An 18,615-nucleotide genomic window follows, 5' to 3' on the forward strand; every position below is an offset into this window, starting at 1 on the left:
TACCTTATTCCCTACAGAGTTAAGGGTTTCATATCCCATCCTGGTTTACTAAGGAGGCAGCAATGACAGCGCGTACGCTCATGATGATGCGAATGCCGAGCTCTCGGCCTGCCTACACCGGAGCACTCCTTGTACGGTGTCTCCATTAGCGTTGCCTGCTTGAGTTGTGTAACGCATCTGGCCGGGAGTATAGGTTCACACGTTACAACAATCTCGTTAGGAGAACACTATGAGCACCTTTGTTAACAATCCTGAGCACCAGTTTAAGTTTGATACGCTTCAGCTTCATGTTGGACAAGAGCAACCCGATTCTGCAACCGATGCTCGCGCGGTGCCAATTTATCAAACCACGAGCTACGTATTCCGCGATTCTCAGCACGCCGCCGATCGCTTTGGTCTAGCAGATGCAGGCAATATCTATGGCCGTCTTACCAATTCAACTCAGGGCGTTCTTGAAGAGCGCGTTGCTGCTCTTGAGGGCGGTGTTGCCGGTTTGGCTCTGGCGTCAGGCGCGGCAGCTATTACCTTGACCTTACAGGCTCTTGCTCAGGCGGGTGACCATGTAGTGGCTCAAAAAACTATCTATGGTGGTAGCTATAACCTACTTGAGCATACGCTGTCTCAATTTGGTGTTACAACCACCTTTGTTGATGCTCATAATCTTGAAGAGGTATCACATGCTATTCAAGATAATACCAAGGTGATTTATTTAGAGACGCTTGGTAACCCCAACTCAGATATTCCTAATGTCGATGCAATTTCTAAGATTGCACAAGAGTATCAGATTCCCGTAGTTGTAGATAATACCTTTGGTACGCCGTATCTGTTCCGTCCACTCGAGCACGGTGCCAACATTGTTGTTCACTCTGCAACTAAGTTTATTGGCGGACATGGGTCAAGCTTGGGCGGCATTATTGTTGATGGCGGAAATTTTGACTGGCGTGCGAGCGGAAAGTATCCGTTGATTGCCGATGGTAACCCGAGCTATCACGGAGTTTCCTTTGTTGATGCTGCAGGTCCTGCTGCCTTTGTTACCTATGTACGCGCAATCTTGCTACGCGATGAGGGCCCCTGTATCTCACCATTCAATGCTTGGATTTTGCTGCAAGGCTTAGAAACCTTGTCGCTGCGTTTGGACCGCCACGCTGCAAATGCTAAGCGAGTGGTTGAGTTTTTGTCGCAGCATCCGCGTGTTGTTAAGGTCAATCATCCAAGCTTGCCCAATCACCCCGACCATGAGCTGTATGAGCGCTATTTCCCCAACGGTGGAGCGTCTATCTTTACTTTTGAAATTGAAGGCGGCAAAGAAGCTGCATGGAAGTTTATCGACTCACTGCAGGTTTTCTCACTGCTAGCAAATGTTGCTGATGTAAAGAGCTTGGCTATTCATCCGGCAACAACGACGCACTCCCAGCTAACGGCGGCAGAGCTTGAAGACCAAGGAATTTCCGAAGCAACCATTCGTCTCTCAATTGGCACCGAGGATATTGATGATATTTTGTGGGACCTCGGTCAGGCTCTTGATGCGTAACTAATCACGCCTGCTTGGGTTTTTGCTCGTGTTATACGTGCGCCTCATGGGTTTTAGACCTATGAGGCGTTTTTGTTGCACGCTTACAAATTTGCATTTGTTTATGCCGTGTTGAGTGCTTTCTATTCGTAAAAATCCTATGGTTTGCACAGACTGCGCTAGTATGGATAGCGCACATAGTATGCTAGCTCACCACATGTGCTTGCATAGTATGCGTTCATAGTATGAGAGAGGTTGTATGGCTCATCACGCAGTAAAAAAGACTAATGCTATGCGCGAACTTGATCGCGCAGGTATTGTGTATAAACTCCACTGCTATGAGGTTGATGAAAACCATATCTCGGGCGTAGATGTTGCTGAGCAGCTGGGAGAGAATCCCATGCAGGTATTTAAGACGCTTGTCTGTGTTGCCAATACGCATGAATATGTAGCTTGTTGTGTTCCTGTTGGTAACGAGCTTAATCTTAAAGCTGCTGCCCGCGCAGCAGGCGCTAAATCACTTTCGATGCTTCCCTTGAGTGAGCTGCTATCGGTAACGGGCTATATTCGCGGAGGTTGTTCGCCTATAGGCATGAAACACGCGATGTTGACCCTTATTGATTGCTCATGTCAGCGCTTTGATACTATATTTGTGTCGGCAGGCAAGCGCGGCTACCAGCTTGAGTTGTCCCCTCAAGACCTTGTTCGCTTTTGCCAAGCACAGCTCGCTGCAATTTCTGCGGAGGAATAAATGAATCCAAACAATACAAATAGGGGAGCCCATTTTGCTGTGCCGCAAAAAACTCTTGGAGCTGTGCATGCTATGCATGGGTCTTCGCAGCCGGTTCGTGAAACGCTTGCTCAGAGCTTGCCACGGCTTGATGTTTCACAAGCGGCAGCGGACGAGCTGACGAGTGCGTCGCACTTAGTACAAGAATCAACGCGAACCCCTCAACCGAGCTTTCCTCATGGCGTACGACCTGATGAAACCTCAGTTTTTATAGCCGCTGCATCTCAGAGCGCGCACCGTATTTCGCCCGATGATACGGCTGTTTTTATGCGTGCTGCTCAAGCTGGTGCGAGCTCCCTACCAATCGGTTCGGCGGCGGCAAATTCAAGCAGTGTCCCCCTTGACGCTCAGCAGGAAGCGCAAAGGCTTTCTCATGTGTCTGTTAAAGCTCAGACACCACGCTCAGATGAGGTGTTTTCTACACAAGCAAAGCCTGTACCTGCTACAGAGCTAGCGGGGCAGCAGACGGATGCACATGCTGCATCGCAAACAGCAGCTCAAGTGAGCGAAGCCCGCGCTGATAAGTCATCGCGTCTTGTTAGCTTTCTGGTTATTATCAGTCGTATCACGGGTTTTTTACGCATATCGGCTCAATCGTGGGCACTGGGTCTTACGGCGCTTGCAAGTGTTTATACCCTCGCAGATCAGATGCCTAATGTTATGTATGAGCTGGTTGCAGGCGGTATGCTTATTACCTCGTTTTTGCCGGTGTATATTCGAGTGCGCGAGAAAATGGGAAAACCGGGTGCACAGGCGTATGCTTCAAATCTTTTATCCTTTGTGCTTCTGGCTATGATTGTGTTAACGGTCATTTCGTTTATATGTGCCGGCCCTATCATCTGGACACAATCGGCGGGAGCCTCTGATAGCTTTGATGCAGCGCAGGCGGTTTGGTTCTTCCGCTGGTTTGCTGTTGAGATTGTGCTGTATGCATTGTCATCTATTTTTTCGGGTGTTCTTAATGCTGAGCGCGATTATCTCTGGAGCAACGTAGCACCCATTTTTAATAACATCATCATTATTGCGTCCTTTGTGCTGTTTGGTTATGTTACGCGCTCGGGTGCTATGCCGGTACAACAAGCGGTTCTCTTTCTTGCTATTGGCAACCCACTTGGGGTGTTTGTACAGGCATTTATACAGGTTCCAGCTCTGAGAAAGCACGGTATTCGCTTTTACCCACGCATTAACTTTAGAGACCCCGCCCTTAGAGATACCCTGTCTATCGGTTTGCCAACGCTCGTTGTTACACTTGTTGCATATCCTACCACTGCTGTTATGTCGAGCAGTATTTTATCGGTTACCGAAACAGGTGCAGCCATGAGCTACTATGCGCGCGTCTGGTATGCACTGCCCTTTTCTATCTTTGCAATCCCCATTTCAATTACGATGTTCACCGAGCTTTCGGTTTATTTTGCCCAAGATGACCTAGCCTCTTTTATAGGCGGCATTGCGCGTGGCGCGAGTAAAATCCTCTTTACCCTCATACCATTTAGCTTGTATTTCTTTGTTTTTGCTCGCCCGCTTATTGCAATTATTGCAAGCAATTCATTTTCAGCTGATGAAATTGATGCAACGAGTACCTATCTTGCAGTTTTAGGTTTGACGCTGCCATTTTATGGTTTATCTAGCTACCTTCAAAAGGTTTGCTCAGCAATGTTAAGCATGAAGTTTTATGCCTTTGCAACCTGCATTGCTGCTGTGGTGCAAATTGCTGTTTGCATACTGGGCACGCCTATATTTGGGTTGTACCTCGTGCCTTTAAGCTCGCTTATATATTTTGGCATTATAGATTTGGTTACCATGTTGCGCTTGCGCATGCAGTTAGGTCAACTTGGCATAAAACGTATGCTTATCTCGTCCGTATATGCCTTAGCTTTTGGCGTTTTAGGTGCGCTTGCGGGCTGGGCTGTTCTGCAAGGACTCACAACAACTCTGGGTCCTGCGAGCACGGTTATGCGAGGTTTGCTCTATGCAGCTCCATCAGGAATACTTTCGCTCGTGGTAAGCTTTGGCCTGGCATCGGTGCTTGGCAAATCAGAAGCACCGTTTTTTGATGCGCTCTTTGCACGGATATTGCCGCGCTCAGCACGGCAAAAGGCAAGTGCGCAATAGGGTAGCGCAGACCTTGTTAGGTATGGAGTCTCTTTGAATATCTCGTTGAGGTCTCTTAAAGTTTGAAGTACCCGCGCAATCGGGCTTACCAATATGGGTAAGACTTGGTACCATATGAGAAATTCTTTCGATGCGTTTTGCAGAGAGGAAACAACGTAGATGAAACGTACCACTCAATGCCGCCGTGTTGTTCCGGTGGCTGTTCTTGCGGGTTTGATGGCTTTTGTTAGCCCGATAGCACCTGTTGCTTATGCAGAGACTGCTTCTAGCTCACAGTTGAGCTCACAGCTTGCTGAGGCTCAAAAAAAGCTTGATACTCTTAGCCGTAATCTTGAAATTGCTGCTGCTCAGGCAGAAGAAACTGAGTATCAGCTTTCAGAAACCACCGACCAAATTGAGGCGCTTAAAGCCGAGATTGCCGCCAAAGAGGCAAAAGCAGAACAGGCTCAGGGTTCTGTTGCCGATATTATGCGCGGTCAATATAAAGATGGCGCAACTACGCTGATTGATATTTTGTTCTCGTCACGAGATTTTAGTGAGCTTACCTCTCGTTTGTTTTATGCCAATCGTACAGCTGAGGCAAACAATAACAAAATTAACGAGGTTAATGAGTTGGTGAGCGCACTCAACACCCAGCGTGATGAACTTAGTAAAAAAGAGCAAGAGCTTAAAGACTTGCATGAAGAGCAGCTCAAAACCGCAAAAGCGCTAGAGGCTTCTCAACGAGAGGCTGAGTCTTACGTTAACGGCCTATCCTCTGAGCTGCAGGCGGCGCTTGCAGCCGAGCGTGAGGCTAAGGCTGCTGAGCAGCGGGCTCGTGCTGAGGCAGCGGCTCAGGCTGCAGCTCAACAGGCAAACACCGCCTCGCAAACTGCCGCGCCTGCTCAGGGTACAGCTTTGGCACCAGGTAACAATGCAAGCCCTGCTGCGCAGTCAAATACGAGTGCCAGCAACGCTGCTACAGGCTCAAACTCAAGTACATCAAGTTCAGGCGGCTCAAGCTCTGCAACAAGTCTTGATGGCGGTACTGCGTCTACCATCATTTCTGCTGCAAAGGCACAGCTTGGTCTGCCATATTCGTATGGTGCTTCAAACCCAGGTGTTTCTTTTGACTGTTCAGGTCTAACCAAATATGCCTACGCGCAGGCCGGTATTTCAATCCCACATTCATCGCGTGCTCAGTATCAGCGGGTGGTTGCTGCTGGCAATCTCAAAACCTCGACCTCTTCTTTAAGCGCAGGAGATTTGGTCTTCTATCAGCAGGGTGGTACCATCTATCACGTTGCTATCTACATTGGTGGCGGTCAGGTTGTGCACGCTAATGGTTATGGCCAGGGCGTAGTTATTACGGGCGTAACCTTTGATGGTGGTTTCTGCGGTGGTGGCTCACCCATTTAGGCTGTCATAATCCGAGCGCATGAGGAGTACTTCATTCATGGTTAGAATGCTTCGGGACGAGCATGAGGTTCAAACCTCGCTCGTCCCGGTTGTCTTAGGAGCAGATATTCTCGGCTATACGTTTGTGCGTGAGTTTCATGAACTCTATGGTTTGCGCTCAATCGTTTTAGCTGCCGATGAGGTAAAAGCAACCTCAAAAAGTCGCTTTTCTGATTATCGCACGCTTGGTCCAGACATCGAGCAGTCGGCATTTTTATTGAGCTATCTTGAGCAGCTCGGTCAAGAGATTGCAGCTGAGGGCAAAGTTGGACTCTTGGTAGGCTCGGGTGACTGGTATGCTCGCCTTTTGTCTCAACACAAAGAGACGCTGAGCGCTTGGTTTCATGTCCCATATATCGATTTTGAACTGCTTGATAAACTCACGCAAAAAGAGTATTTCTACGAGCTTTGCGAAGAGCTGCATATTCCCTATCCCAAAACCTGGTCTTTTGATTGCTCTCATCCAGATACAATCATTCCTGCAGAGGAGTTTAGCTATCCGCTTATTGCAAAGCCATCTAATTCAGCTACCTATCACTATGCTGAGTTTGCTGGCAAGAAAAAAATCTTTGAGGTTGATTCTCCACAGGAGTTAACACGTATTTTTGAGGCATTAAAGGCCTCAAGCTATGACCGCGAGCTTATCATTCAGGAATTTATTCCGGGTGGTGACGATGGACTGCGCACGCTGAGCATTTTTACCAATGCACAAGGTGAGCCTGAGATGACCTGCTCAGGACAGGTGGTTTTACAAGATCATTCACCCTATGCAATCGGAAATCCGGTGCTCATTTTATCTGAGCGGGTTGATAGTGCACTCGATGATGCTTGCCGTTTGCTTAAACATGTGGGGTATCGGGGTTTTGCTAATTTTGACGTGAAATATGACCCGCGTGATAAGCAGTATAAATTCTTTGAGGTTAATACGCGCCCTGGACGCAATTCGTTTTATACCACGCTTGGCGGCGTTGATTTTGTCCGCTTGATTGTTGAAGAGTTTGTTTTGGGCAAGGTTATCCATGGGGGAGCAGCAGATGCGCCTTTTGCGTATGCGTGCGTGCCTCCTATTGTGGTTAAAAAAACCGTGCAAGACCCCGAGTTGCGTGAGCGTGCGCTTGCGTTTTATCGCAACCGTAAGGCTCGGTTTCCGCTGTACTATCATGCAGACGGCCTGGAGCAACGTTTTTGGGCAGCGCTTATGTACTATAACCAAATTCGCAAATTCAAGCGCTATGTATGGGATAGTGGCGGTAAGCAGGTTGGGGTTAGCTAGATTGTATGGTTGGGGAGGACTTTGCAATGGATACATCTATCTCGCAAGGTCTTAATAAAGAAGGCCTGCCTGTGCAATCAATTGTTGCTGCGCGCACGGCAACGCCTGGTGATTTGTCATTGCTTGCTGAGCAGGTGGCACAGGTTCCAACGGACCCTGGTTGCTATCTGTGGCGCAATGCCGAGGGTGAAGTAATCTATGTTGGCAAGGCAAAAAACTTGCGTGCCCGCATGCGTCAATATGTAACGCTTTCTGATGACCGCGAGAAAATCCCCCTCATGATGCAGCTGGTTGCCAGCTTTGATTATCTGGTAGTTGATACCGAGCATGAGGCTTTGGTACTTGAGCGTAATTTAATTGCTCAATATCACCCTTACTTTAACGTGGACTTCAAAGACGATAAGTCCTATCCCTATATTGCCCTTACAAAAGGGGATATGTTTCCGGCGATAAAGTATACGCGCGAGCGTCATAAGTCTCATACACGCTATTTTGGTCCGTATACCGACTCACGAGCAGCGAGAGAAACTATTGATACCCTGCGCAAGGTTATTCCTATTTGTTCTGCTACCTGCGCTGAGTGGCGACGTGTGCGCCGTATGCTTGAGCGTCAACTAGAAGATGCTCAGGTAATACAGATGATATGCGCACAAAAGGGTCGACCGTGTTTTGATTATCATGTAGGGCGGGGTCCTGGGGTTTGTGTAGGAGCCTGCACACCGGAGGAGTATAAACAAATCGTGCGGCGTGTTGAGCACTTTTTATCGGGGCACCGCTCAGAGGTAGTGCATGAGCTCACCGATGAAATGCAGCTAGCAGCATCAGAGCTTGATTTTGAGCGCGCGGGACGCATCAAGCGCCGCTTAGATGTGGTGCGTGGTTTGGACGACCGGCAGCAGGTCGATTTTGCCTCCTCAATAGATATTGACCTTGTGGGCTTTTATCGTGAAGAAACAATTGCTGGTGCCTGCGTGTTTTGTGTGCGCGAAGGACGCACGATTCGCTCAGTTGAGTTTATTCTCAACAAGGGTTTTGATGTTAGCGAAGTTGAGCTTGTTGAGGGCTTTCTTAAGCGCTATTACGAAGAAACGGCTGATATTCCAGCAGAAATTGATGTAGGTATTGATTTGCCTGACGCTGATGTAATCGCTCAGTGGCTCACAGAAAAACGTGGGCGTTCTACTCGCATTCATCGCCCTCAGCGCGGTGAGAAACACCATCTCATGGAGACCTGCGAGCGCAATGCGCACCACGCTCTTATGCGCTACATGATGCGAACCGGCTATGCTGATGAGCGCACCAATCAGGCCTTGTTACAACTTGAAAGTGCATTGGCACTGCCTCAAGCACCTATGCGTATTGAATGTTTTGACATTTCAACCTTGCATGGCGCATTTACCGTTGCATCTATGGTGGTCTTTACCAACGGACGAGCTGATACCTCCCAGTATCGTCGCTTTAAGATTCAAGCTGAACTGAGCGAGGCAAATGACTTTCTTTCCATGCAAGAGGTATTAGGAAGACGTTTTGCTCCAGAGCGCATGGCAGATGAACGCTTTGGAAAGCGCCCTGACTTGCTTGTGGTAGACGGTGGCAAGCCGCAGCTTTCGGCTGCTATTTCTCAGTTAAAAGAGCTGGGTTTAGACATTCCGGTTTGCGGTCTTGCAAAAAGCGATGAAGAGGTTTTTGTACCCTGGGATGATACTCCGGTGGTCTTGCCCACCGGCTCGGCATCACTGTATCTTATCAAGCAGGTACGCGACGAGTCTCATCGTTTTGCAATCACCTTTCACCGTGAACTGCGCGATAAAGCAATGACGGTTTCGGTGCTCGATGAGGTGTCAGGTGTAGGTCCTGCTCGCAAACGTGCATTAATGAAACATTTTGGGTCGATGAAGCGTCTAAAAGCGGCCTCGGTAGAAGAAATTGCAGAGGTGCCAGGTGTTTCTATGCTTGTTGCTCGTGCTGTTTTTGATACGCTGCGCGCATCTCAGCAAGCAATCACAACATAGTCTGTCCTTTCACTGAATATAGGAGCGCTCATGCAATGCTGTGTGATAATAACAAGGCGTGTTGTGCTCAACAAGAAAGGTTATGCACAGTGCAGATGGCAGCTCAACAAAGATGCATAGGCTTTGCCAGCGGCAAGCTTATGGGTGCAATCAAGCGCAAGCTTGGTTTGGTCTTTGTTGGCGCGCAGGATTTTGCACGCAATACGGTAGTTAGCATGGTGGCATATGTGCTGGTAGCAATACTTGCGCTAAGCATGTTTACCTCCGCTGTTTTTGTGGGACTTGAATCTCATCACGTTTGTACGGGCGCGGGCTGTCATGTCTGTGCTGAGATGGTGCTTATAGCAAAGCTCATGAGCCACGCGGTTATAGCCTGCGCGGGTCTTTGTGTTGCGCTCAAGATTATGTACCCAGCTTGGCTTTGCCGCTTCTATGCACTCATAACAAGCCCGCTTACGCCGATTGTGCTCAAGGTGCGCTTGAACAGCTGATATACGCTTGTTATACCTAACAAATATCTCTTAGATACGCTAAACAAAGCTCTAAATCAGCTAAAGGATTCTCATATGAAAAAAACTATTCTGGCACTCGTGTCCGTCGTGTGCCTATCTCTCGGACTCTTGAGCGGTTGCTCAAACGCGAAAAACCCAGCAGCTATGTCTGGCTCTGCTTCTGCAGAGCATTCAGCAAAGCTAAAAGTTGTAACTACTATTTTCCCCGAGTATGACTGGATAAGAAATATCTTAGGAGAGCAGCTCGACAACACTGAGGTATCAATGTTGCTAGATAACGGAGTTGACCTTCATAGTTATAAGCCAAGCGCTGCAGATATTAAAAAAATTGTCGAGAGCGATGTGTTTGTGTATGTGGGCGGTGAGTCTGACGAATGGGTTAATGACGTATTGAAGCAGGTGAGCAATAAAAAACAGGTCGTGGTAAATCTTATGGAGCTCATGGGAGAGCGTGCTAAGCTCGAAGAAACAGTTGAGGGTATGGAAGGTGAGCACGACCACGACCATGATGGCGCCGAAGAAGACCATACCTACGACAATCATGATGCTCACGACCAAGACGCTGACGAGCATGAAGACGAAGCAGAATATGATGAGCATGTGTGGCTATCACTCAAGCATGCGCAGCATCTGGTTCAAGGTATTGCAAACGCCCTTGGTACTGCTGACCCTTCTCATGCTCAAATGTATACCCGCAACGCAAAAACATACAATAAAGAACTCCAACAGCTTTCTGATGACTATCAAAAAGCCGTTGATGGAGCTACTCAAAAAACGCTTCTGTTTGCCGACCGCTTTCCCTTCCGCTATTTGGTTGACGACTATGGTCTGAGCTACTACGCAGCATTCTCGGGTTGCTCGGCAGAGTCTGAAGCAAGTTTTGAGACCATTCGGTTCTTAGCTGATAAAACCGATGAACTTGGTCTTAAAACACTGTTAACCATCGAACACGCTTCACCAGCAATCGCAGAAACGGTGCGCGCGAATACCAAGACAAAAAATCAAACGATTGCGGTCATGGATTCGCTCCAGTCAACAACTGCTGCAGATGTCGAGGCTGGTGCGAACTATCTTAAGACTATGAAGGATAATCTTGAGGTACTCAAAGCGGCACTTGCTTAGAGAGGGAGGAACACTATGCAAGTAGTTTCTTGCCAAAATCTTGTGCTGGGTTATGGACATCATCGCATTGTTGGCCCTATAAACTTTGAGCTTGAGCGTGGTAGCTATCTTAGTATTGTGGGGCCAAACGGCTCAGGTAAGTCGAGTTTTCTAAAAGTGCTGGTTGGTCTTGCCAAGCCATTGGAAGGAAGCCTTAAGATACATAGTGATAGCGCGCAAACAAGCTGCGCTTATTTGCCGCAGCGAGCACGCATACAAGATGATTTTCCGGTTACGGTGCAAGAGGTTGTTGCAATGGGTTTTGCAGCTCATCACAGGTTTTGGCTCCGTTTAGGTACAGAGCAGCGTCATCGTCTCCACCACGCTTTGACACAGGTTGGCCTGGAAGACGCTGCAAAAACATCATTTAAGACCCTTTCAGGAGGACAGCAGCAGCGCGTGTTGCTGGCGCGTGCGCTTTGTATGAACTCAGATATGCTGGTTCTTGATGAACCAACAACAGGCCTCGATCCTGAGGCGGCGGCAAGTCTTTACGCGCTCCTACATTCTCTGCATGAGCAAAAAACCACTATTGTGATGGTGTCACATGATGTTGCACCGGCGGTCGAGCATGCAACGCATGTTCTTGTTATGGGGGCTACACCAACGTATATGCAGGCTGAAACGTATCGAGTGATGATGGCAGGAGGTGGGAAGACATGCAATGGGCAATAAACCAGCTTATAAGCTATCTTCAATTCCCCTTTGTACAATATGCGCTGGTAGTTGGTGTATTGATTGCACTGTGTTCATCGCTATTGGGAACGAGCCTTGTGCTCAGACGGCTCTCGTTTATAGGAGACGGTCTTTCGCATGTAGCTTTTGGTGTTCTCTCTCTAGCAACTGTTGTGCATCTTACTAATTCAATGCTCTTGACACTGCCGGTTACCGTTGCGTGTGCCGTGTTGCTGTTAGGTCGTGGTGCGCGTGCACAGGTGAAAGGTGATGCAGCTATTACCATGCTCTCGGTGGGAGCTCTTGCCTTTGGCTATATTGTTATCAATCTCTTTTCAGCTTCTGCAAACGTGGCAGGCGATGTTTGTACAACCTTGTTTGGGTCTGTTTCTATTCTTACCCTTTCGGCGAGCGATGTTATATGGTGTGCGATGTTGTCGTTGATGGTGGTAATTAGTTTTGTGGTGCTCTATCCAAAGCTTTTAGCTGCTTCTTTTGATGAAGATGCAGCACGGGTTTCAGGAATCGCGATTGAGCGTTTGAATTTTGTCATGGCAATCATTATCGGTGTGGTTATAGTGGTATCCATGCGCCTTGTCGGCTCGCTGTTGGTGTCGGCTCTTGTGGTGTTTCCCGCTCTGTCTGCCATGCGTGTTTGCAAAAGCTTTTTGGGTGTAACTATTTTTGCGGCCATATGCTCGGTATTGTGTGCTTTGCTAGGTATGTTAGTGTCTATTTTAGCTGGAACCCCAGTAGGTCCTACTATCGTAAGTGTTGATGCGGCGGTATTTTTACTCACATCACTGGTATCTGTGATAGGGGGATTGCGCGCATGAAACATATGGTAGGTGCTTGGATGCAATATGCATTGAGCCGTAGGCAGCTGTTTGCAAGCTGTGCGGCACTTTTTGGAACGTTAGCGCTGAGTGCCTGCGCACCCGAGCAACAAAATAAAGGCGTGGGGCCACTACCAGACCCTGAATTACAGGTGGCACCTACCGATTCTGCCGACGGAGTAAACGTTGACCTAACGCATCTCAATGCGATGATGATTTTTTCGCAGATAGGCTATATGAATCAAAATCGTGATCAGTTTATTGGCAAGACAATCAAGATTAAAGGGAATTTTGATAGCTATGACAATAATGGTCGTCGTTTTTATGGCGTGCTCATTACGGATACCACTGGCTGTTGTACCACGGGTTTAGAGTTTAGTTCTGCTGAGGAAAAAGCATATCCAGCTGATTATCCAGAAATTGGCAATGAGATGACTGTGACTGGTGTCTTTGATACCTATACTGAAGAAGACATTACCTATATTTACCTGCGTGATGCGAGTTTCGAGGCGAGCAAATAAGTTCAAACAATGGGGTGGCAACGCTACACGCTGCCACCCCAAACTGTATTGAAAGCTATTGCCTCGTCATAATTAAGAAACGAGGCAATAGATTCCTCAATTTTAATTTAGACCAGCTTGGTGGCAAGTGTCTTTGCGCCAGCCTCAGCCTCGGCATCAGGAGCGTCATAGCAGATGAGGGTATCTACTACATTAACGCCAGCATCAGCAGCATCGGCTTTCCACGTATCCATCCACTCACCGTCAGCCCATTCATAGCTACCAAAGAGGGCAACCTTTTTATCGCCAAGCTCGCCTTTGACTTCGTTCCAGAAGGGTTCAAACTCATCATATTCAAGCTCCTCAGAACCCATTGCCGGGCAACCAAGGGCAAATGCATCGTAGGCATCCAAACTTGATGTATCAAAGTCAGAAACCTGAATTACCTCAGCCTCTCCACCAGCCTCAGCAACACCGTCTCCAATGAAGCCTGCGAGCGCTTCGGTATTACCGGTGCCACTCCAAAAAATAACTGCTACTTTGCTCATACAAGGTCCTTTCGGATTGGGTCGCAGCGCGACCATGGTTACCGTCTATACATACGCTTGAACCAGCTCGTGCAACCGGTCGCCGCGTTGATAGCGTTCTTTGCACCAGTTGGTGCACTGTCTAATACGCGCAAACATTGCCGCTGCGCGGGGGATGTCATGGTAGACCTTCCAGGGTCCCAAGAGTCGAAAATTTTTACCTTTTTCAGTAATAAAGCTTTCAACGTCGTGCGGCGGATACCCCAGAAAGTATCCAATCTCATGAGGAAATGCGCAGCGCAGGTGCGTACAGTTCTCACAGGTGTTTTGCTCGCGTGGAGCATATCCTAACAAGCAGTTGCCCACACCGTTTGAACTATAGGCGTTCACTGACCATTTGCCGCGCGCGGCAAGACGCTTTGCCATTTCGCCAAGACACGCGTCAAGTGTGGTGCTGGGATAGCCGGCCTGCTTGAGTGCTCGTTGAATGTTTGTTTGAGCAAGGAAGCGTTCGAGTACATTGCGCCGGTAGATGAGTATAAGTGCTCCGCAGCTGCGCCAAACGAGAACCGTGAGCTCAATGCCAGTATGTGTCAAAGCTGTATTCCAGTTTATGACCGCCTTGATGAGCGCTTCGCGCGCCGTGTGTGCCTCGCTCGCTGCAGTGATAGTGGACTCAGATGCGGTAGTGCTATCAGAACTATATTGCGTGTTCGCAGCAACAAAGTGTCCGGGAAACGTAAAGAGGTTAGCTGGCATAATGCCTGTGATAGTGGGGGCAGCGTTGCGAACAATTGCTGCTTCAAGTGCTGATGCATCAATGCTTTGCATAAACGTCTGCCCCTCCCTTTGAAATCGCATCTGTTAGATAATGGTAACTTACACATCATGAGGGGTCTTGGTCAAGTATGTTTACAAAAAAGTTTTGGGGCATTTTCGGCGCTCGACTGGTGTTGTTAGGTGGGGTCACGCACAATTGACCAAATATCGTCAAAAAAGATAAGTTCCCCATTTAGGCGTAGTCGGTAAAAACTTGGCTCAATGGCATCAATAATCCCACGTTTAGTGATATAGCTTTTGTGGTGGTAATAGCAAATCTCCACCATATCACCCCGCGCAATTTGTAAAACCGTACGAGAAAGATCCTCGGCCTGCTCTTCTGTGGGAATACGGCGCGATTCAAGGGGAGCTTCTTGATGCTTTGCAAGGTCGTGATAGCCGGTGAGTGCCGCAAACGGCATAAATTGTGATGCCCGGTTGGCACGCACGTGACCGTTTTGTGTATATCTAGGCATGGTGTCCTCCTACCTGCTCGTTGCGTTCGCGTCCGGTGGCACCTGGCTTAAAGCTGGTACCACGCAAAAGCGCATTAGCTCCATAGCGCCCCTTGATGGTGTTGACAACCTGAGCAAGATTGTGTTCGCGCGCCTCAGATGCAATATCAGTAAATAAATCAACATCGGCATATGTCTCAGGGAGTAATCCTTTAAAACCTATGCTGATACGCCTAATTAAGCATGAAGGGGAGACTGTTTCTTTATACAAGGATTCAAGAATCACCCAGAGGCGCCGCCGCGAGTTAGTTTTTTGTAAAAGCTTGCGCTGTCCGCCGCCGTGCGTTGGTATATACGCTCCTGCGCGCGCTAAACCGTGCTTGCTATAGCCAACAAATAAAGATATTTGGGCTGCTACAAGGCCTTTTTCTACAAGTGATAATACCTGTGCATCCAGCATCTCACGCACAATAATCAGTGCCTCGTCATAGGTATAATCACGCATGAGGGTTTGTCCGCTTACCATTGAGGTTTCGCGCGGCTTATAGGCTTTAATCTCAGCAATGCTTACCGGTTCTTTCCCGTGCGCATGGTCAATGAGATATTCAGCATTAACACCAAACTCTTTATACAAAATATCTGGGTTAAGCGCAGCAATCCCCATAAGGTCATACACGTGATACGCAGCTAGACGTGTGGCAATGCCTTTGCCAATGCCCCAAATATCTGTGATAGGACGGTGTGGCCAGATGTGTTTTCTAAAGCTCTCGGGCGTGAGTTCGCTGATGCCTTGTGGTGTGTGCTTGGCAGTAATATCAAGTGCCACCTTAGCCAAAAAGAGGTTTTCACCAATGCCAGCCGCTGCGTGAATGCCCGTGCGCTCAAGCACGGCATGCATAAGCGTTTGTGCAAAACTTACAGCATCGGTTTGATAGAGCTTGAGATAGGACGTGGCATCAATAAAGCACTCATCAATGGAATAGATATGTATATCATCGGCACTCATATACTCAAGGTAGATGCCATAAATTTGCGCTGAAACCTCCATATAGCGGCGCATGCGAGGTCGCGCCTTAATGTAGTTTATCCCGCGTGGCAACTCAAAGATGCGTGGTCGCCCAGAAATGCCTAAGGCTTTTAAGGCAGGGCTTACGGCAAGGCAGATGGTTTTTTCGCCGCGAGTTGGGTCGGCAACTACTAACTTGGTGGTAAAAGGGTCAAGCCCTCTATCAGCACATTCAACTGAAGCGTAAAAGCTTTTTAGGTCAATGCAAATATAAGTCCGCTGTGTTGTCATATATCCTCCTGGTTATGAGTATACACGAACATATGTTCTTGAGAACATATATTCGATGAAGCATGGTAGTGTTGCATCTGGACACATGATTTGGGATTACAATGAGATTTCTCGAAAGGAGTGCTATGGAAGGTCAGCCTAACAAGACCGGTCTTGAGATGCCCGTCATCGCTCGTGGGTTTATGGCGCGTGTGCGTGCTAATACACGCATGCTAATCATGGTGGTTTCTGCTGCCATATTTTTATTTCTGCTCTATCAGGTGCATAAATATGACGTACTTCGCATGGATAGCCTTGCATATGGATTGATTGTGGCAAAGTTGCGCCAACCGTGGCTCACTCCGGTTATGGAGGGATTTTCTGCGCTTGCCTCACCGGTTGTGCTGATGGTGCTGCTGCTGGTCATTGCAGCTTTTGCCCCGGGTAAGCGCCCGGGTTGGTGTTGTGCTATCAATCTTGGGCTTGCCGTGCTACTAAATGTTGGCATCAAAATGCTAGTACAGCGTCCGCGCCCGGTTGGATTTCGCCTTATCGAAGAGACTGGTTTTAGCTTTCCATCAGGTCATTCAATGGCGTCTATGGCGTTTTTTGGTTTGATTGTTTGGCTTATATGGCACTATGAAGCAGATAAACGTCAGCGGGTCTTGCTATCTGGAGCATTTAGCCTGCTTATCCTCATGATTGGTATCAGTAGAATCTATCTGGGCGTGCACTATGCAAGTGACGTTTTGGCGGGTTTTGTGGCAGCGCTCTTATGGCTTGGCTTGTATACGCGCTTGGCTGTTCCCTTATTTGGTTTGCCGCCTCGTGATAACAAGCGACTTGTTGGGGTCTCGTCGTTCTCTGTTGAGCGCGAGGGCGTTAGAATAGAAAAGGAACCACGCGCCTAAAAGACGAGGCGCATACAGCATGAAGGGAAGTTTTGCATGTCATCTGTTCGAGAACCTATTGATGCTACACAAACTGCAGCTTGGTCTGCTTTGCAAGTGCATGCCGATAGGCTGAAAAGCTCGGAGTTTAGTCTTGCTCGGTGCTTTGATGAGCAGCCAGAGCGCGCCTCAGAGCTGAGCTTTGATGTAGGCAATTTGCATATTGACCTATCTAAAAATCTTATGACATCAAAGACTGTGACCCTTCTGGCAGACTTGGCGCGTGCGGTTGGGCTTGAAGAGCGTCGTGATGCCATGTTTGCCGGTGAGCATATCAATACCACTGAGGACCGTGCGGTGCTCCATACGGCGCTAAGACGCCCGGTGAGCGATGCTGGTACGCTCATGGTTGACGGTCAAGATGTGGTGGCTGATGTGCACGAGGTTTTGCATCGCATGTATGAATTTGCTCGTGCAGTTCGTGAGGGCGCTTGGACAGGTGTGAGCGGTAAGCGTATTGAGCATGTGCTCTCAATTGGTATTGGTGGGTCTGACTTGGGTCCGGTCATGGTATACGAGGCGCTAAAACCTTATGCCGACGCTGGTATTGATTGCACCTTTGTTTCAAACATTGACCCTAATGATATGGCAGAAAAAACCAAGCATCTCGACCCTGAGACAACCTTGGTCATTGTGGTTTCAAAGACCTTTACAACGCTCGAAACCCTCGTTAATGCTCGTACGGCTAAGCGTTGGTTACTTGATAGTTTGTACGAACGTGGCGTCTTAGCAGATACCCCAGAAGCACGTGCAGAGGCGGTTGCCAAGCATTTTGTTGCAGTATCAACAGCACTTGATTTAGTAGCCAATTTTGGTATTGACCCCAATAACGCATTTGGTTTTTGGAATTGGGTAGGCGGGCGCTATTCAGTTGATTCAGCAGTTGGTCTTTCCCTAATCTTGGCACTTGGTCCTGAGCGCTTTGAGGAGTTTTTAGAAGGCTTCCGCGAGATAGACGAGTATTTTGTTGCAACACCGCTTGAACACAATGTTGTTGCGCTTATGGGCTTGTTAAACGTCTGGTACACCAGTTTCTTTGGCTTTACCACACATGCAGTGCTTCCATACAACCAGTATTTGCATCGGTTCCCAGCATATTTGCAGCAGCTTACCATGGAGAGCAATGGTAAACATGTAAGGTGGGATGGCACGCCGGTGACAAGTGCAACAGGAGAGATATTCTGGGGAGAACCAGGCACCAACGGACAGCATGCCTTTTACCAGCTTATCCATCAAGGTACTCAGGTTATACCGGCAGACTTTATTGCTTTTGTTAATACGCCTAACCCAACGTGCGACGGTGAGCAAGATGTACACGAGCTATTCTTGGGCAACTTCTTAGCGCAAACCAAGGCGCTCGCGTTTGGTAAGTCAGCTGAGGAAGTTCAAAAAGAAGGTACGCCTGAGTGGATGGTTCAGGCACGGGTATTTGCGGGCAATCGTCCTACGACATCTATTTTGGGTGTTGATTTAACGCCTCATGCGATTGGTGCCTTGATTGCACTTTATGAGCACATTACCTTTGTTGAGGGTAGCGTATGGGGCATAGATTCCTATGACCAGTGGGGTGTTGAGCTGGGCAAGCAAATGGCCAAAGATATTACACCTGCTTTTAGCGATGACGATGCATTGGCCACACAAGATGCAAGCACCCGCGCGCTCATTGAGTTTTATCGGGCTCATCGGCGCTAAACACCGAGACATCAGGGTTTAGCAAATCGTATTTCTTAGGTAGGCAACAGGCATGTAGACACTGCATGCCTGTTGTTA

The 18,615-nt window shown here is 48.3% G+C and carries 17 protein-coding genes; 13 read left to right on the forward strand and 4 right to left on the reverse strand.

What is annotated here, in order from left to right; translation table 11 throughout:
- The first annotated feature begins 229 nt into the window (after positions 1 to 229).
- From KPC83_RS03250 to KPC83_RS03300, 11 genes are all read left to right on the forward strand, one after another.
- Positions 230 to 1,531, forward strand: coding sequence for an O-acetylhomoserine aminocarboxypropyltransferase/cysteine synthase family protein (locus tag KPC83_RS03250; RefSeq protein WP_216279129.1), 1,302 nt, complete (start codon positions 230 to 232; stop codon positions 1,529 to 1,531).
- A gap of 238 nt (positions 1,532 to 1,769) precedes the next feature.
- Positions 1,770 to 2,261, forward strand: a complete 492-nt coding sequence (gene ybaK / locus KPC83_RS03255; RefSeq protein WP_216279130.1) for a Cys-tRNA(Pro) deacylase — start codon at positions 1,770 to 1,772, stop codon at positions 2,259 to 2,261.
- 39 nt (positions 2,262 to 2,300) lie between these two features.
- Positions 2,301 to 4,412, forward strand: coding sequence for a murein biosynthesis integral membrane protein MurJ (murJ, locus tag KPC83_RS03260; RefSeq protein WP_216279131.1), 2,112 nt, complete (start codon positions 2,301 to 2,303; stop codon positions 4,410 to 4,412).
- A gap of 159 nt (positions 4,413 to 4,571) precedes the next feature.
- On the forward strand, positions 4,572 to 5,810 hold the full coding sequence (locus tag KPC83_RS03265) for a C40 family peptidase (RefSeq protein WP_216279132.1): 1,239 nt from the start codon (positions 4,572 to 4,574) through the stop codon (positions 5,808 to 5,810).
- 37 nt (positions 5,811 to 5,847) lie between these two features.
- A complete protein-coding gene (locus KPC83_RS03270) occupies positions 5,848 to 7,122 on the forward strand; it encodes a hypothetical protein (protein WP_216279133.1) in 1,275 nt (424 codons plus the stop codon).
- Positions 7,123 to 7,148: 26 nt separating this feature from the next.
- Positions 7,149 to 9,134 (forward strand): excinuclease ABC subunit UvrC, encoded by a 1,986-nt coding sequence (gene uvrC / locus KPC83_RS03275; RefSeq protein ID WP_216279134.1) that lies wholly within the window; start codon positions 7,149 to 7,151, stop codon positions 9,132 to 9,134.
- 95 nt (positions 9,135 to 9,229) lie between these two features.
- Positions 9,230 to 9,625, forward strand: a complete 396-nt coding sequence (locus tag KPC83_RS03280) for a hypothetical protein (protein ID WP_216279135.1) — start codon at positions 9,230 to 9,232, stop codon at positions 9,623 to 9,625.
- Positions 9,626 to 9,700: 75 nt separating this feature from the next.
- On the forward strand, positions 9,701 to 10,768 hold the full coding sequence (locus tag KPC83_RS03285; RefSeq protein ID WP_216279136.1) for a metal ABC transporter substrate-binding protein: 1,068 nt from the start codon (positions 9,701 to 9,703) through the stop codon (positions 10,766 to 10,768).
- Positions 10,769 to 10,783: 15 nt separating this feature from the next.
- Positions 10,784 to 11,482, forward strand: a complete 699-nt coding sequence (locus KPC83_RS03290; protein WP_216279137.1) for a metal ABC transporter ATP-binding protein — start codon at positions 10,784 to 10,786, stop codon at positions 11,480 to 11,482.
- Positions 11,467 to 12,318, forward strand: a complete 852-nt coding sequence (locus KPC83_RS03295; protein ID WP_216279138.1) for a metal ABC transporter permease — start codon at positions 11,467 to 11,469, stop codon at positions 12,316 to 12,318. Before KPC83_RS03290 ends, KPC83_RS03295 begins: the two co-directional genes overlap by 16 nt.
- Positions 12,315 to 12,839, forward strand: a complete 525-nt coding sequence (locus KPC83_RS03300; RefSeq protein WP_216279139.1) for a hypothetical protein — start codon at positions 12,315 to 12,317, stop codon at positions 12,837 to 12,839. The genes KPC83_RS03295 and KPC83_RS03300 overlap by 4 nt, the downstream gene beginning before the upstream one ends.
- 107 nt (positions 12,840 to 12,946) lie before the next feature.
- On the opposite strand, the gene KPC83_RS03305 is transcribed toward KPC83_RS03300, so the two are convergent.
- The 4 genes from KPC83_RS03305 to KPC83_RS03320 all read right to left on the reverse strand — a co-directional run bounded on the left by KPC83_RS03305 (position 12,947) and on the right by KPC83_RS03320 (position 15,916).
- Positions 12,947 to 13,366 (reverse strand): flavodoxin, encoded by a 420-nt coding sequence (locus tag KPC83_RS03305; RefSeq protein ID WP_216279140.1) that lies wholly within the window; start codon positions 13,364 to 13,366, stop codon positions 12,947 to 12,949.
- Positions 13,367 to 13,411: 45 nt separating this feature from the next.
- Complete coding sequence (locus KPC83_RS03310; RefSeq protein ID WP_216279141.1) at positions 13,412 to 14,176, reverse strand: DUF3793 family protein; 765 nt, start codon at positions 14,174 to 14,176, stop codon at positions 13,412 to 13,414.
- Positions 14,177 to 14,301: 125 nt separating this feature from the next.
- Entirely contained in the window at positions 14,302 to 14,640 is a 339-nt protein-coding gene (locus KPC83_RS03315; RefSeq protein WP_216279142.1) for a hypothetical protein, read from the reverse strand.
- Positions 14,633 to 15,916, reverse strand: a complete 1,284-nt coding sequence (locus KPC83_RS03320) for a DNA repair protein (RefSeq protein ID WP_216279143.1) — start codon at positions 15,914 to 15,916, stop codon at positions 14,633 to 14,635. Before KPC83_RS03320 ends, KPC83_RS03315 begins: the two co-directional genes overlap by 8 nt.
- 125 nt (positions 15,917 to 16,041) lie before the next feature.
- On the opposite strand from KPC83_RS03320, the gene KPC83_RS03325 reads away from it, so the two are divergent.
- Together KPC83_RS03325 and pgi are read left to right on the forward strand one after the other, a co-directional pair.
- Positions 16,042 to 16,806 (forward strand): phosphatase PAP2 family protein, encoded by a 765-nt coding sequence (locus KPC83_RS03325; RefSeq protein ID WP_216279144.1) that lies wholly within the window; start codon positions 16,042 to 16,044, stop codon positions 16,804 to 16,806.
- A 36-nt stretch (positions 16,807 to 16,842) separates the two neighbouring features.
- On the forward strand, positions 16,843 to 18,537 hold the full coding sequence (gene pgi, locus KPC83_RS03330) for a glucose-6-phosphate isomerase (protein ID WP_216279145.1): 1,695 nt from the start codon (positions 16,843 to 16,845) through the stop codon (positions 18,535 to 18,537).
- The last annotated feature ends 78 nt before the right edge of the window (positions 18,538 to 18,615 follow it).

The organism is Collinsella sp. zg1085 (assembly GCF_018889955.1).
Classification (GTDB): domain Bacteria; phylum Actinomycetota; class Coriobacteriia; order Coriobacteriales; family Coriobacteriaceae; genus Collinsella.

Coding starts and splice junctions, on each gene's coding strand:
- KPC83_RS03250 (WP_216279129.1), top strand. CDS start 230: ATGAGCACCTTTGTTAACAATCCTGAGCACCAGTTTAAGTTTGATACG.
- ybaK (WP_216279130.1), top strand. CDS start 1,770: ATGGCTCATCACGCAGTAAAAAAGACTAATGCTATGCGCGAACTTGAT.
- KPC83_RS03265 (WP_216279132.1), top strand. CDS start 4,572: ATGAAACGTACCACTCAATGCCGCCGTGTTGTTCCGGTGGCTGTTCTT.
- KPC83_RS03270 (WP_216279133.1), top strand. CDS start 5,848: ATGGTTAGAATGCTTCGGGACGAGCATGAGGTTCAAACCTCGCTCGTC.
- uvrC (WP_216279134.1), top strand. CDS start 7,149: ATGGATACATCTATCTCGCAAGGTCTTAATAAAGAAGGCCTGCCTGTG.
- KPC83_RS03280 (WP_216279135.1), top strand. CDS start 9,230: ATGGCAGCTCAACAAAGATGCATAGGCTTTGCCAGCGGCAAGCTTATG.
- KPC83_RS03285 (WP_216279136.1), top strand. CDS start 9,701: ATGAAAAAAACTATTCTGGCACTCGTGTCCGTCGTGTGCCTATCTCTC.
- KPC83_RS03290 (WP_216279137.1), top strand. CDS start 10,784: ATGCAAGTAGTTTCTTGCCAAAATCTTGTGCTGGGTTATGGACATCAT.
- KPC83_RS03295 (WP_216279138.1), top strand. CDS start 11,467: ATGCAATGGGCAATAAACCAGCTTATAAGCTATCTTCAATTCCCCTTT.
- KPC83_RS03300 (WP_216279139.1), top strand. CDS start 12,315: ATGAAACATATGGTAGGTGCTTGGATGCAATATGCATTGAGCCGTAGG.
- KPC83_RS03305 (WP_216279140.1), bottom strand. CDS start 13,366: ATGAGCAAAGTAGCAGTTATTTTTTGGAGTGGCACCGGTAATACCGAA.
- KPC83_RS03310 (WP_216279141.1), bottom strand. CDS start 14,176: ATGCAAAGCATTGATGCATCAGCACTTGAAGCAGCAATTGTTCGCAAC.
- KPC83_RS03315 (WP_216279142.1), bottom strand. CDS start 14,640: ATGCCTAGATATACACAAAACGGTCACGTGCGTGCCAACCGGGCATCA.
- KPC83_RS03320 (WP_216279143.1), bottom strand. CDS start 15,916: ATGACAACACAGCGGACTTATATTTGCATTGACCTAAAAAGCTTTTAC.
- KPC83_RS03325 (WP_216279144.1), top strand. CDS start 16,042: ATGGAAGGTCAGCCTAACAAGACCGGTCTTGAGATGCCCGTCATCGCT.
- pgi (WP_216279145.1), top strand. CDS start 16,843: ATGTCATCTGTTCGAGAACCTATTGATGCTACACAAACTGCAGCTTGG.